10 protein-coding genes are annotated in these 13,509 nt (G+C 72.3%); 6 read left to right on the plus strand and 4 right to left on the minus strand.

Annotated elements, in window-relative coordinates:
- Positions 1-187 precede the first annotated feature (187 nt).
- Together CAP_RS12520 and CAP_RS12525 are read left to right on the plus strand one after the other, a co-directional pair.
- Complete coding sequence (locus tag CAP_RS12520; RefSeq protein ID WP_052374957.1) at positions 188-1,051, plus strand: HmuY family protein; 864 nt, start codon at positions 188-190, stop codon at positions 1,049-1,051.
- Positions 1,048-2,736: an MXAN_6640 family putative metalloprotease gene (locus CAP_RS12525; protein ID WP_156040734.1), complete on the plus strand. Its 1,689-nt coding sequence runs from the start codon at positions 1,048-1,050 to the stop codon at positions 2,734-2,736. Before CAP_RS12520 ends, CAP_RS12525 begins: the two co-directional genes overlap by 4 nt.
- Here CAP_RS12525 and CAP_RS12530 read toward each other — a convergent pair.
- Positions 2,709-4,487 carry a S8 family serine peptidase gene (locus tag CAP_RS12530; protein ID WP_052374959.1) on the minus strand — a complete coding sequence of 593 codons (1,779 nt, stop codon included), beginning with the start codon at positions 4,485-4,487 and terminating at the stop codon, positions 2,709-2,711. The genes CAP_RS12525 and CAP_RS12530 overlap by 28 nt on opposite strands.
- Before the next feature lie 175 nt (positions 4,488-4,662).
- Between CAP_RS12530 and CAP_RS12535 the strand changes: the two genes are divergently transcribed.
- From CAP_RS12535 to CAP_RS52215, 3 genes are all read left to right on the plus strand, one after another.
- On the plus strand, positions 4,663-5,877 hold the full coding sequence (locus CAP_RS12535; RefSeq protein WP_044240306.1) for an MFS transporter: 1,215 nt from the start codon (positions 4,663-4,665) through the stop codon (positions 5,875-5,877).
- A gap of 52 nt (positions 5,878-5,929) precedes the next feature.
- Complete coding sequence (locus CAP_RS12540) at positions 5,930-8,335, plus strand: FUSC family protein (protein WP_044240308.1); 2,406 nt, start codon at positions 5,930-5,932, stop codon at positions 8,333-8,335.
- A gap of 96 nt (positions 8,336-8,431) precedes the next feature.
- Complete coding sequence (locus CAP_RS52215; protein ID WP_044240310.1) at positions 8,432-8,734, plus strand: SEC-C metal-binding domain-containing protein; 303 nt, start codon at positions 8,432-8,434, stop codon at positions 8,732-8,734.
- An 81-nt stretch (positions 8,735-8,815) separates the two neighbouring features.
- Here the strand turns inward: CAP_RS52215 and CAP_RS44370 are convergent, their stop codons facing one another.
- Positions 8,816-9,829 (minus strand): SUMF1/EgtB/PvdO family nonheme iron enzyme, encoded by a 1,014-nt coding sequence (locus CAP_RS44370; protein ID WP_052374961.1) that lies wholly within the window; start codon positions 9,827-9,829, stop codon positions 8,816-8,818.
- Positions 9,830-10,365: 536 nt separating this feature from the next.
- Between CAP_RS44370 and CAP_RS44375 the strand changes: the two genes are divergently transcribed.
- Positions 10,366-11,217 carry a DUF4142 domain-containing protein gene (locus CAP_RS44375; protein ID WP_197041142.1) on the plus strand — a complete coding sequence of 284 codons (852 nt, stop codon included), beginning with the start codon at positions 10,366-10,368 and terminating at the stop codon, positions 11,215-11,217.
- Positions 11,218-11,376: 159 nt separating this feature from the next.
- Here the strand turns inward: CAP_RS44375 and CAP_RS12560 are convergent, their stop codons facing one another.
- On the minus strand, positions 11,377-12,588 hold the full coding sequence (locus CAP_RS12560; protein WP_197041143.1) for a sugar MFS transporter: 1,212 nt from the start codon (positions 12,586-12,588) through the stop codon (positions 11,377-11,379).
- A 115-nt stretch (positions 12,589-12,703) separates the two neighbouring features.
- The gene (locus CAP_RS12565; protein ID WP_044240311.1) at positions 12,704-13,495 is read right to left on the minus strand and encodes an enoyl-CoA hydratase-related protein; all 792 of its coding nucleotides are present in this window, start codon (positions 13,493-13,495) and stop codon (positions 12,704-12,706) included.
- Between the last annotated feature and the right edge of the window lie 14 nt (positions 13,496-13,509).

A 13,509-nucleotide genomic window follows, 5' to 3' on the forward strand; every position in this document is an offset into this window, starting at 1 on the left:
GGCCGGGGGTGGCGGCGGGGTCGGGGGGTCGGGCGGGGTCGGGGGATCGGGCGGGAGCGGCGGCTGAAAGGCCGGGCGGGTCAGGAGGGGAGCAGTGCAGGATATTGAAAGTCACTTGCTACAATCTACCGCTGCTCCGGGTCGTTCTGATAAGGTGAGCACCACCATGCGTAGTTATCGCTCTCTTTTGGCCCTGCTCTTTGCGGGCGCGCTCTTCGCGGCTGCTGGTGCTTGCTCCTCCGACGATGATGACGGGACGAGCACGAGCAGCAGCAGCAGCACCACCTCTTCCTCGTCCACCTCGTCGAGCGCCGGCGGCGGCGGCTCGGGTGGGGACAACAGCACGGGCGGGGGCGGAAGCGCTCCGGTCGGCGGCGGGTGCACCGAGCCGACGGAGGTCGCCTGCTCCGACAACGTGCTCCAGGACCTGAACCTGCAGGACGACACCGACGCCGGGATGATCACCAGCACCCCCGAGGGGATGGGCTTCCTCTCCCTGATCGACGCCGTGGCGGGCGGGGCGATGGCCACCGATCCGACCTCGTACACCTACGGGCGCTTCACGGACACGGGGCTGGAGAAGGTCAACATCTCGGACGAGGCAGCCCTCGACTCGATGGAGTGGGACATCGCCTTCCGGCGGAGCACGGTGCGCATCAACAGCGGCAACTCCGGCCCGTCGTGCGTGACCGGCGCGCCCATCCCCAACGCGGTGTTCGACGAGGTGACGGCGGTGCCCGATCCGGCCCCCGCGGCCCGCACGGACAGCTACTACTCGTCGGGCTGCGTGCTGCAGGGCGACGCGAGCGGCCAGCCCACGGCGCCCGGGACCGCGCTCTCCGGCTTCTACGTCTACAACCTCGACACGCACTGCGTGGGGATGAGCGATCAGGTGTACCTGCTGCAGCTCGCCGACAGCCGCTACCTGAAGCTGGAGATCACGGCGTACTACACGACCGAGAACCAGCAGCTCTGCGACAACGGCGATCCGCTCCCGCAGGGCCCGACGGGCTCGGGGAACTACCAGGTGCGCTGGGCGTTCCTGCCGTGACGTCGACGCGCGGCGCCACCTCCTCGCTGACAGCCCGTGCGGCCAGCACGGTCCGCACGGCACGCACAGCACGCACGGCGCGTACGGCGCTGGCGGCGCTCAGCACGCTGACGGCGCTGACGGCGCTGACGGCGCTGACCGCGTGCGGGGCCGAGGAGGAGGGCGCGCCGCGCCTGGGGCAGCCCAGGTTCGAGGCGCTGGACAGGCCCGACACGCCCGGGAACATGCTGCTCTTCCGCTTCGATCCGGGCGATGTGGTGGAGACCCACGCGTCGCCGGGGGGGAGCTTCCTCGTGCACTTCACGCGCGACGGGGACAACGCGGTGCCCGCGGCCGACGTGAACGGCGACGGGGTGCCCGACTTCGTGGAGGAGGTGGGCGCCGTCTACGACGAGGTGCTCACCTTCTACACGGGGGAGCTCGGCTTCCGGGCGCCCGCGAGCGACGCGGAGGTGGCGATCAACGGGGGCGACGATCGCTTCGACGTGTACCTCGTGAACTTCGGGGGGACGGGCGATGGGTCGTTCCAGCTCGACCCCGACGGGTGCTCGGCGGCGATGCCCGGGGAGTGCGCGGGCTCGATGGTGCAGGAGAACGACTTCGTGGGGTACGGCTACCCGTCCACGCTCGTCGCCAACCGGATCCTGGCGAGCCACGAGTTCTTCCACGCGGTGCAGGCAGCGTACGACGCGGGCCAGGGCAGCGTGATCAACGAGGGGACGGCGGTGTGGGCGACCGAGCAGTTCGACCCATCGCTGAGCGACTTCGAGGCGTTCATCGACGGCTACCTGACGAACCCCGACCGGTCGCTCGACGTGCCGCTGCCAGGGCCCGTGGATCCGTTCAGCTACGGGACGGCGCTCTACTTCCAGTTCCTGGAGGAGCGGTTCGGGGCAGGGACGGTGCGCGGGCTGTGGGAGCGGACGGTGGACGGGGCGTTCGGGGTCGCGGACCCGGCGTGGCTCGCGCAGGTCGATCCGCTGCTCGTCGATGTGGCGCAGTCGTCGTTCGCGGAGTCGTTCGTGATCTTCGCGACGTGGAACCTGTGGGCGGGGCTCAGCGCCGCGCCCGGCGAGGGCTACGCGAACGGGGCGACCTACGATCGGGTGACGATCGAGGAGGCCGCGGCGCCGTACAGCGACAGGCTGCGGGTGTTCTACGCGTCGTCGCAGTACACGCGGACAGAGCCCGAGGGGCGGGCGGCGCTGACGGCCGCGCTGGTGCCGCAGGAGGGCTCGCCAGAGGACCTGGAAGGACTCGTGATGCTGGTGACGACCGAGCAGGGGGCGGGCTACGGGCCGGTGACGCGGGTGGAAGATCCCGAGGCGGGCACGGAGGCGATGGAGGTCGCCGACGGCAGCGCGCTGGTGGTGATCGTGGTGAACACGCTGACGGGTGAGTCGTCGCGGCGGCCGACGCTGTGCATCGGGTCGCCGGACGAGGTGGCCGCATGCAAGGCCGAGGTTCTGGCAGGCGCAGGCGGCGCGGGCGGCGGTGGGGGCGGCGGCGGTGGGGCCGGAGGGAGCGGGGCGGAGGGGCCCGGCGACCAGGATCTGCCTGCGGAGGAAGGCTGCGGGTGTCGCACGGCCGGCGGGGAGAGCCCGGCGGGTGGCGCGGCCGGAGCGGTGCTGGGCGCGGGGCTCGCGCTGGCGGCGCGCTACCGGCGACGGCGGCGCGCGGCGTAGGCAGCGGCGGCGACAGCAACGAGCGTCGCGGCGGAAGGGGCGAAGGGGCTGCGGTGAGCACGGCCCGGGGCGCTGGCGAGGGTGCAGCCGCCGTCGTCTTCGGAGGTTTCGGGGACGAGGCCGCCGTCGTCGACGGGGATCGGGTCGGGGTCCTGTCCGGCGCCCAGCTCGGTGAGCGCGGGGAGGGGGTCGATGATGCCGTGGCCGTAGATGGGGTCGTGGCCGTTCTCGTCGGGCACGGCGAGGGTCGCGGGGCGGGCGGTGCGGATCATCAGGTCGTAGAGGTCTCCCGCGGTGCGGTCCGGCGCGGCACTGGCGAGGAGGGCGGCAACGCCGGCGGCGACAGGGCACGCGGAGGAGGTGCCGCCGAAGAGGAAGGTGTAGTCGCCGGCGTCGTAGCCGCGGGAGCCGCGCAGGTCGGTGGTGACGGTGCCGGCGGGGGCGACGAGGGCCACGGCGTCGCCGAAGTTCGTGAAGGAGGTCTTGTCGCCCCAGTGGTTGACGGCGCCGACGGTGAGCACGGAGGGGAGGGCCTGCATCTCGTCCGGCTGGATCTCGCGGCTCTCGTTGCCGGCGGCGAAGATGACCAGGGTGCCCTTGCCCTTGCGGCCGGTGCGGAAGACGTTGTCGATGGCGTCGGCGATGACCTGGGGGACAGGCATTTCATCGGCGAAGCTCCAGCTATTGGAGACGACGGAGGCGCCCGTTTCGAGGGCGTAGTTGAAGGCGTCGATGGTGGCGGAGGCGGGGAGGTCGACGTCGCCGAGGAGGCGCACGCAGCGGAGGCGGCACTCGGGGCAGACGCCGGAGATGCCCTCGGCGTTGTTGGTGGAGGCGGCGACGATGCCGGCGCAGGCGGTGCCGTGGGCGGCGCCCTCGTCGCTGGGCTCGAAGGAGGCGTCGTCGTCGCCGTCGACGACGTCGAGGCCGCCGTCGAGCTTGTCCACGAGGTCGGGGTGGCCGTAGTCGCAGCCGCTGTCGAGGACGACGATGCTGGTCTCGGCAGTGCCGCGGTGGAGGCCCCAGGCCTCGGTCAGGCGCAGGGCTTCGAGGTACACCTGGTCGGGCCGCATGGGGTCGTCGGGGGTGTAGGGCTCGGCGCTGGCCTTGAGGCGGAGGTAGAGGTTCGGGACGGCCTGCTCGACGCCGCGGGCGACCTCGCCCTGGAGGCGGGCGGCGAGGTCGAGGCCATCCTCGTCCGCCGCGCCGTCGGCAGGCTCGACGAGCCAGAGGCCACGGGAGGGCATGAGGGGGCGGAGGAGGCGGACGCCGGTGGCCTCCACGGAAGCCTCGGCGCCGGGAGAGATCTGGATGATGGCGGTGCGGTCGACGTGCGCCTCGACCACGCGCTCGCGCAGCCGCGAGGGGCGGTGAGGCGCGGTGCCGTCGGCGAGGGGGGAGGCGGCGGAAGGGCCGGCGGAAGGGCCGGCGGAAGGGCCGGCGGAAGGGCCGGCGGAAGGGCTGGCAGAAAGGGGGGCGTCGTAGCGGAGGCGGACGCGGGTGAGCACGCGGCCACGGGCGTCGGGCGCGGGCGGCGCGAGGCGCTCGGCAGCGACGAGGCGCGCGCCGTCGAGGAAGGCCGTGGGGGCGCGCGGAGAGAGGGAGATCTCGGGGGCGCGCAGCGCGGCAGGGGTGGTGGGGGCAGCAGGTGCGGTGGGGGCAGCAGGTGCCGCGAGGGAGAGGCTCGCGGTGAGCAGCGAGGGAGCGACGAGCCCCACCAGGCGACAGAGAGTGTGGATCGAGCGCGTCATCGAGCCTCCAGCGGGGCGCATCGTACCCGTCGCGGGTGGGGGGTGGCGAGCCTGGCGTTCGCGGCGGGGCGCCGTTCATGGCAGACGCTGGAGCGGGCGCGCTCAGGTGCTTCTTCACCTTCTCGTCGGTGCGGTCGTATGGCAGCACGATCGAGATCTTCGTCGACGTTCCCGAATGAGCGAACAACCAGCCCCCCCGCCCGAGAGCCTCTCCCCCGCACTGACCACCCTGTTCGCGACGGCGTGCGGCGCCATCGTCGCGAACATCTACTACGCGCAGCCGCTGGTGGGCCTGATCGGGCCGGACATCGGGCTCGGGAAGGAGCTGTCGAGCCTGGTGGTGACGCTCACCCAGCTCGGCTACGGCGCCGGGCTGCTCCTGCTCGTGCCGCTCGGGGACATGGTCCAGAACCGGCCCCTGATCCGGTGGATGCTGGCGGCGGTGGTGCTGTCGCTGGTGCTCTCGGCGGTGGCGCCGCACGCGGCGGTGTTCCTGGTGGCGGCGCTCCTCACGGGCGTCAGCTCGTGCGTGGTGCAGATGCTGCTGCCGCTCGCGGCGCACATGGCGCCGGACGCGACGCGCGGGCGGGTGGTCGGCAACGTGATGGGCGGGCTCTTGCTCGGCATCCTCCTGGCGCGGCCGGTGTCGGGGATCATCGCCGACGCCTTCGGGTGGCGGGCCGTGTTCTGGATGTCGGCGGCGCTGATGGCGGTGTTCTGGGTGGTGCTGCCGCAGCTCCTGCCGGATCGGAAGCCAGCCGTGGGCGCGGGCTACCGGGCGATGCTGTCGTCCCTGTGGCCGCTCCTGCGCGACACGCCGGTGCTGCGGCGGCGGGCGGCGTACCAGGCGGGGTGCTTCGCGGCCTTCAGCCTCTTCTGGACGGCGGTGCCGCTGGAGCTCGCGGGGCCGCGCTTTCACTTCAGCCAGCGGCAGATCGCGCTTTTCGCGCTGGCAGGTGCGGCAGGCGCGGCGGCGGCGCCGCTCGCGGGGAGGCTCGCCGACCGGGGGATGACGAAGCCCGCGACGGGGCTCGCGCTCGGCCTGGCGGCAGCGTCGTTCTTCGTGATGCGCAACGGGTTCGGGCTGTCGGCCATCGGGATGGTGGTGGCGGTGATCGCGCTGGACTTCGCGGTGCAGACCAACCAGGTGCTGGGGCAGCGGGCGATCTATGCGCTGGGCGCGGAGGTGCGCAACCGCCTGACGGGCATCTACATGGCGCTCCTGTTCCTGGGCGGGGCGACGGGATCGGCGCTCGCGAGCGTGCTCATGGCGCGCGGCGGCTGGGACGCGGTGACCCTGGCGGGCACGGCGTTCCCGCTGGCGGCGCTGCTGCTCTTCGGGGCGACCGAGGGGATGAAGCCCTCCGCGCCCCGCGACGTGGCCGTGTGACGTGGCTGCGTGAGGGGCGCGGCTGGCACGGGGCACGCATGGGGAGAGGGGCGTGATCGACCCGTCCTATCTCCGGGACGTCCTCGCTGCCTCCGACCCCGATCTCGCCCGGCTCCGTCAGGCCGGCCGCGCCACGCTCGCGGCCATGGCGGCGCTCGCCGTGCTGCACGCCATCGCGCAGGCGCTCGGTCAGCCCACCACCTCGGCGCTGGTCGGGATCAACCTGGCCACGCTCGGCGCGGTGGTGGTGACCGATGTGACGCCGCGCGATCAGCGCATCACCACGGCGTGCATTCCCTTCGTGGCGAGCGCGGCGGTGCTGCTGGGGACGTTGGTGTCGCCGTACGGGTGGCTGCGCAACGTGCTGCTCATCGCCATCGTGTTCGCGGCGGTGCTGGCGCGCAGCGTGGGGCCGCGCGGGGTGGGGCTCGGGATGGTCGGGTTCCTCTCGTACTTCTTCGCGCTCTTCTTCCACGCGAGCGTGGCGCAGCTCCCGCTGATGATCGGGGGCGTGTTCGTGTCCGCGGCGCTGGTGTACGCGATGCGTTTCTGGGTGCTGCGCGAGCGGCCCGAGGCCGTGCTGCGCCGGCGCATCGAGGGGTTCCGGCGGAGGACGGCGCTTGCGCTCCACCACCTCGCGCAGGTGGCCGCGGAGGGGAGCTGGTCGCCGCGGCGGGCAGGGGCGATCGGGCGGGCGATGAACGCGGTGAACGAGTCGGCGCTGACCATCGAGGACCAGCTCGAACGCCTCGGGCCCGCCGCGCTGACCTCGGGGGTCGCCGGGCCGGAGCTGCCCGCGCGGGTGTTTGCGCTGGAGATCGCGCTGGAGCGGGTGCTCTCCGCCGTGGAGTCGCTGACCACGTCCGGCGCGACGACCGACGGGGACCGCGCGGCGGCAGCGAAGGCCCTCGCTGCCGCGCGGCTGGCGGTGCGCGCGGGGGACGGGAGGCGCGCGGGGGACGGGAGGCGCGCAGGAGACGCGAGGCGCGCAGAAGACGCGAGGCGGGTGGGGGACGGGGGGCGCGCGCTGGCCGGTGAAGAGACCTCCGGGACAGGGGGCGCGCCGTTCCTCGACGACCTCCAGAGGGCCATCGAGGATCTGCTCCGCGCCGCCCAGCACCCCTGGCGCCCGAGCCCTCCGGAGATGCTCGCGGGCACCCCGAGCCGCAGGTCCGCGCAGGTTCCTGTACCCGCGCCCGCGCCCCTTCCCTCCTCGACGCCCTCTCGCCCGTCGGCCGCGCGAGAATCCACCCTGCGCCTCGCGGTGCAGGCGACGGTGGCGACCTCGCTCGCGCTGTGGGCAGGAGAGGCCGTGTCGGCGACGCGCGGCTACTGGGCCGTGGTCGCCGCGTTCGTGGTCTTCTCCCGCGCGACCACGGTGGGGGCGACGGTGGCGCGGGCGTGGCAGCGGACGATTGGCACCATCGCCGGGGTGTTCGTGGGCATCTTCGTCTCCCACGCCGTCCAGGGGAACGTACCCCTGGAGCTGTCGGTGGTGTTCGGGTGCATGTTCGTCGCGTACTACACGCTGCAGGTGTCGTACGCGTGGATGGTCGCCGCGATCACCACGCTCATTGCGGTCCTCTACAGCCTCCTCGGGAGGTTCTCGCCGGAGCTGCTCTACCTGCGCATCGTGGAGACCCTGATCGGCGCGGGCATCGGCGCGCTGGTCGCGGCGCTGCTGTTCCCGACACCGGCGCGCGAGAAGATCGGAGGGGCCATGGCGGAGGCGCTGCGCTCTCTCGGGGATTACCTGGACGCGGCGGTCGTCGAGCGCACGGCGAGCCGGGCCCACCTGCTCGGCGCCACGCGCGCGCTCGACCGCAAGTTGCGCGAGGTGCGCGAGGAGGTGCGGGCACTCACGGGGGGGCCGCCGCTGCGCTCTTCCAGGGCGCTCTCGCGGGTTTTCCTGCCATTCTCGGCGGTGTTCTTCTACGCGCGCACCCTCGTCGACGCCGAGTGGCTGGCGACGGGCAGCTCCGGCAGCGGCAGCGTGCGGGCGGCGGGGGAGCGGCTCGCGCAGAATGCCCGCGCGCTCGCCGAGGCGCTGGAGGGTCGCGGGGGCAAGGCCGTGGCGCCCGCAGGAGAGGCCTTCAAGGCGGCGCGATGCGCGCTCGCGACGCCGGTGACGTCCGCGCCGCTCACGGCGCTCACGGCGCTCACGGAGGAGGAGGCGCGGCTCTGGGGCGCCGGCAGTCCGGCGGTGGTCCTGAAGTGGCTGGAACGGATCGATGCTTCCATGGTCCTGCTCGACCGGGTAGCCCGCGAGGCAGGGCTGACGCGGCCCCGCCGGAGGCGAAAGCGCTCGGGAAGCGGCGCGTTCCTGCCGTGGGGCGCTGTCCAGCAGGGTCCCGGGGAGGCCGCAGCGTCCTCAGCGTCCTCGGCAAGCGCGGCAAGCGCGGCAAGCGCGGCAGGCTTGAGGAGCAGCGCGAGGGGCAGCGCGATTCGGCGTCCTTGATGGAGGTCACCTGGACGGGTGGCCGGCACTCACGCTACACATGCGCAAGTGTCGCGTGACGGCTCGTCAAGCCCGTTCGTCGCACGCGGAGGTCTTATGAAGCCTGGAAGAAACGACGCCTGTCACTGCGGTTCCGGCGAGAAGTACAAGAAGTGCTGTCTGCCCAAGGACGACGCCCAGAAGCTGGCGGACACCAAGGCCGCCGCCGAAGCTGCTGCTGCTGCGGCGGCGGCGGCGGACGCGACCGACAAGGACGCCGCCGGTGACGGCGCAACGCCTGCGGGCGCTGCGACCCCCGGGGCTGGAGGCGGTGCGCGGCGCGGGCAGGCCCCCGGAGCGCAGCCGAAGCGGCAGGTCCCCACGGCCAAGGCGCCCCCGGTCCGCCGCCGCGCGGTGTGAGTCACGCGGCGGGGGTGCGCATCCCCGCCGTTTCCCGAGCGAAGACGCCCACCTCGTCGACGCCATCTCGTCGACGCCCCTTCAGGGAGAGCAGCAGCGAAAGCCGACCGCGGGCCCGAAGGCATCGCGGCGCCACTTCTGGATGAAGCCGCAGAACGTGGCGTTCGCCAGGAAGCCGTACATGCCTCCCTGCACGGGGCAGAGGTCATCGGCCCCGGGTTCGCCGGGCATGGGGTCGGCGGTCGTGATGTCGCACGCGTCCACCCACTCGGAGACGTTGCCGCTCATGTCGAAGATCCCGTCGAAGCCGCCCTCGCAGGCGGTGAACGAGCCGACCGGCTCCGTGGTGTTGTAGAGCCCGCCATACGAGCTGTCGTTGGGCCTGCCATCGACGCAGTGACCCGAGGGCGCGTTCCCGCTCCCGGCGGGGACTTCGCCGAAGGGATAGGTCCGCGTGTCTCCACGGGAGCATGCATGGAACCACTGCGACTCTATCGAATCCACCATCGCCGTTGAAGGCAGGGCGCCTCCGGCGCGGGCGCCGCAGAGCCGCTTGCCGGCCCACGCGCAGTAGGCCTTCGCGTCGCACCAGTCCACGTAGCGGACCGGGTCGTTGATCTGCGAGTCTTCGTCATCGAGCTTGTCCCAGTAGGTCGTGAAGTTGCTCGGAGGTTCCAGGCTCACGTTCCACGCGCACAGCGGGTCCTGCTGCTGCTCCCCGAGGATGCTCGTGTCGAACACGGACGCGTCGACGAACTCCAGGTACTGGGCCATGGTGACCTCGGTCGAGTCGATGCAGTACTCCGGCGCGATGTCGACGCGGACCATGGTCGGGCCCCTGCCCGTGGGGCATCCGTCGGACCCGGTGCCCATGCCGCCGCTGCCTCCACCTCCCGCGCTCCCGGAGCTCGACGGATCGCCGCTGCCAGTCCCGCTCGCGCCAGTGCCGCCTGCGCCGCCCACACCACTCGCGCCACCAGGGCCTTGCCCGCCCTCGCCGGGAGAGGCTCCGTCCGCGAGGCCACTGAGGTCGACGACCACCGAGCACCCGGCCACCATCGCCGCGAGCACGCCTCCGACGACGATGCCCAGCACGCGCTCACTCCGTCCACCGCCAGGATGCGTCATCACACCCGCAGCGTATCAACCCAGGGAACGCCTCGTGTCGGGATCGCACCCCGCTGATGCCATGTTCGCCTGGTAGGCCGTCGCCTCCCCGCACCGCAGGGGTACGACATGGGCAAGCGACGACTCGGCACCTGTCCGGCACGGGGCGCTGACCGGTGAATCACGGGCAGGGAAATTTTCCCTGCTCCCCTCCACTGAGAGCGCGTCACTCCGTGGATGAAGCGTGCTTTACCATTCCTGTAGGCATTGCCCTGACTCTCTCCTGGAGGGCTCCCTTATCGCCAGGGCGTAGCCCGTAGACCCTTTCATGGTTCCATTCCGGTCAGGCTCGAACAGGGAAATTTGCCTCGGTTGACAACATCGAGGTTCTGTACGACTCCTTGGGGCTCGCAGCCCCCCGCGCCATTGACGGAGGGCCACTCGGCCGAGCCACGCCCTGGCTGGCCGCGCGGTAATCAGCACGAAAGGATCTTGCAATGAGCTGCAATGAGAATCGTACCGCTGTGGCACGTGGCCTTGCGTCTCTGGTCGGTGTGGCGGCGCTCGTGATTGGCTGCGGAGGCGCCGAGATGGAGGCCCAGTCCGCCGAGACCATGCCCCCGGAGCCTGCCGCGATGGAGCCCGCGCCGCCTCCGGCGTCCGAGCCCGCGCCGGCCCCGGAAGCTGCGCCGGCGCCCGAGCCGGACCCCCCCGCCGCCGCCGAGCCCGCCGCCGAGTCCGCCGCACCGCCGACGCCGCTGAGCGACGAGCAGATCGCTGCCGTGTCGGAAGCCTCCAACACCGCCGAGATCGACCTCAGCAAGCTCGCGCAGACCAAGGCCAAGGACGCGCGCGTGAAGAAGTTCGCGGCGACCATGGTCCAGCACCACACCGACGCGAAGAAGAAGCAGACCCAGGTCCAGACCAAGGCGAAGCTCATCCCCGCGGAGAGCCCGGTCACCCAGAAGATGAAGACCGACGTCGACGCTGGCCTGAGCGCGCTCAAGGCGGCGGCGCCTGCCGACTTCGACAAGACGTACGTCGAGCTGCAGGTGAAGCTCCACCAGGACACGCTCGACACCATCGACAAGCAGCTCCTGCCCAGCGTGAAGAACGCCGAGCTGAAGACGCTGCTCACGGACATGCGGCCGGTGGTCGAGGGCCACCTGACCCAGGCGAAGGAGCTGCAGGCCGCGCTCGCAGGCGCGGCTCCTGGAGCCACCGCGGGCGCGAAGGCAGGCCCGACGCCCGTCGCGGCCCCCGGCGCTGCCGCAGGCCCGACAGCCGTCGCAGCACCCGGGACTCCCGGCGCGATCCCCGCGTCAGCCCCCGCCGCAGCGCCCGCCGCGACCCCCGCCGTGACGAGCAAGAAGTAGCCGCGCCGGTCACTCGGAGCGGGCGAGACGTGGCCCGCCGCTGAACGAGTCTTTGCTGCCGCGGTGTTACCCCGACACCGCGGCGGCCCTTTTTTGTCGTGCGCCTCGTCTCCCGGGAGGCAGACGGGATCCCCTGCCGCGTGAACGAGAGAGACGGCGTCACGCCACCGCGGCTCGGCGGCGGTGCATCCACCCGTACAGGGCGATCCACACGTAACAGAGGAGCGGGCAAAGCAAGGCCAGGCTCAGCGTGGTGTGGTCGGCGAGGACGCCGGTGAGGAGCGGAACCACGGCGCCCCCGACGATGGCCATGCAGAGGAGCCCCGAGGCCTGCGCGGTCTCCTCGCCCATGCCTTCGAGGCCCAGGGTGAAGATGGTGGGGAACATGATCGCGTTGAACAGGCCGACCGCGATGAGCGCCACGCCCGCGCTCACGCCCGTGCCCACGACCGCGACGCCCACCAGCGTGGCCGCCGCGAGGGCGCACGCCGCGAGCGCCGTGCCGGGGTGGAGCCGCCGCAGCACGAAGCCCCCGAGGAGGCGGCCCACCATCGCGCCTCCCCAGTACAGGCCCACGAGCCGGCCGGCTTCCATGGCGGGCAGCGCCAGGGTGCCGGGGAGCATGAGGAAGTTGGTCATGAGGCTGCCGAGCGACACCTCCGCGCCCACGTAGAGGAAGATCGACATCACCGCGAGCAGGAGGGCCGGGCGCCCGAGAAGCTTCAGGGTGTCGCGCAGCGCCGCCGGGTGCTCGGCCTGCCCGAGGCTGGCGGCGTTGCGCGCGACCCAGAACAGCACCGCGAGGACGAGCAGGCCCACGGCGATGAGCAGGAAAGGGGTCTGCACGGCCTGCGCGCCCACCTGCCGGGCAGCAGCCAGCTCGGCAGGGGAGAGGGTCGTCGGGTCGGGCGTGGAGACGCCGGAGGCCAGGATCAGGGTGGCGCCCACGTGAGGGCCGACGGTGGTGCCGACCGCGTTGAAGAACTGGGCGAAGGTGAGCCGGCTCGGCGCCGTGTCGGGCGCGCCGAGGAGGGCCATCAGGGGGTTGGCGGCGACCTGCAGGAGGGTGATCCCCGAGGCCATCACGAAGAGGGCGAACAGGAAGCCGGGGTAGACGCCGAGCCGCGCCGCGGGCGCGAACATCAGGCACCCCAGCGCCATGACCACGAGGCCCCCGACCACGGCGCGCAGGTAGCCGATGCGGCTCAGGATCATGCTCGCGGGGAGCGACATCAGGAGGTAGGCGAGGAAGAAGCAGAACTGCGTCAGCATCACCTCGGTGTAGGTGAGCGCGAAGAGGCCCTTCAGCTTGGGCACCAGCGCGTCGACCAGCACCGTCGCGAAGCCCCAGGCGAAGAAGAGGAGCAGCACGAAAGGCACGAGCCAGCGGGTTTTTGTACCTCCGCCGTCTACTCGCAGCCCTTGCGGCGCCTGCGACGGTCGTGGCTGCGACCCCTGCGCTGCCTGCATCATCCCCCCCATGACGTCACCGGCCCTGGTAGACCGGCTTGCGCTTCTCGGCGAAGGCCTTGAGGGCTTCGAGCCGGTCCTCGCTGCGCAGGGTCTCGTCGTAGCGGGTGCGCTCCAGCTCCAGGCCGAGGGCGAGCGGCACCTCGAACGAGTCCTCGATGGCGCTGAGGGCCGCGGCCTGGGCGATGGGGGCGCCCGCGGCGATGGGTTCGATCCAGGCGAGCGTGTCGTCGAGCACGGGGACGCCCTCCGGCGAGACGCGGTTGACGAGGCCCCAGAGCCGCGCCTCCTCGGCGCCGAGCCTGCGGCCGAGCAGGATCATCTCCTTGGCGCGGGCCTCGCCGACGATGCGCGGCAGCCGCTGCGTCCCGCCAGCGCCGGGGATGATGCCGAGCGAGGTCTCGGGAAGCGCCACCTCGGCGTGGGGCGCTGCCACGCGCAGGTCGCAGATCAGCGCGAGTTCCAGCCCTCCGCCGAAGGCGACGCCGTTCAGGGCAGCGATGACGGGCTTCGGGCTGCGGTCGAGCACGCCGAGCTCGGAGCGGTACAGGCCCACCTGCACGCGCACGTCGTCGGTGCTCATGCCCTGGCGCTCCTTGAGGTCGGCGCCGGCGCAGAAGGCCTTGTCGCCCGAGCCGGTGATCACGATGGCGCGGATGTCCGGATCGGCGATGAGTTCGCGGCCGAGGCGGCCGATGGCGAAGAGGGTGTCGCGGGAGAGGGCGTTGCGCCGGTCGGGCCGGTCGAGGACGAGCACGCCCACGCGCCCACGGCGTTCGAGCTTCACGGGAGAGGCTGCTTCGGACATGGCCCCCGCCGTAG

It is taken from the genome of Chondromyces apiculatus DSM 436 (assembly GCF_000601485.1).
Classification (GTDB): domain Bacteria; phylum Myxococcota_A; class Polyangia; order Polyangiales; family Polyangiaceae; genus Chondromyces; species Chondromyces apiculatus.

Excerpts from the sequence above, each read along its gene's own strand:
- CAP_RS12530 (WP_052374959.1), bottom strand. The coding sequence starts at position 4,487 with ATGACGCGCTCGATCCACACTCTCTGTCGCCTGGTGGGGCTCGTCGCT.
- CAP_RS12535 (WP_044240306.1), top strand. The coding sequence starts at position 4,663 with ATGAGCGAACAACCAGCCCCCCCGCCCGAGAGCCTCTCCCCCGCACTG.
- CAP_RS52215 (WP_044240310.1), top strand. The coding sequence starts at position 8,432 with ATGAAGCCTGGAAGAAACGACGCCTGTCACTGCGGTTCCGGCGAGAAG.
- CAP_RS12565 (WP_044240311.1), bottom strand. The coding sequence starts at position 13,495 with ATGTCCGAAGCAGCCTCTCCCGTGAAGCTCGAACGCCGTGGGCGCGTG.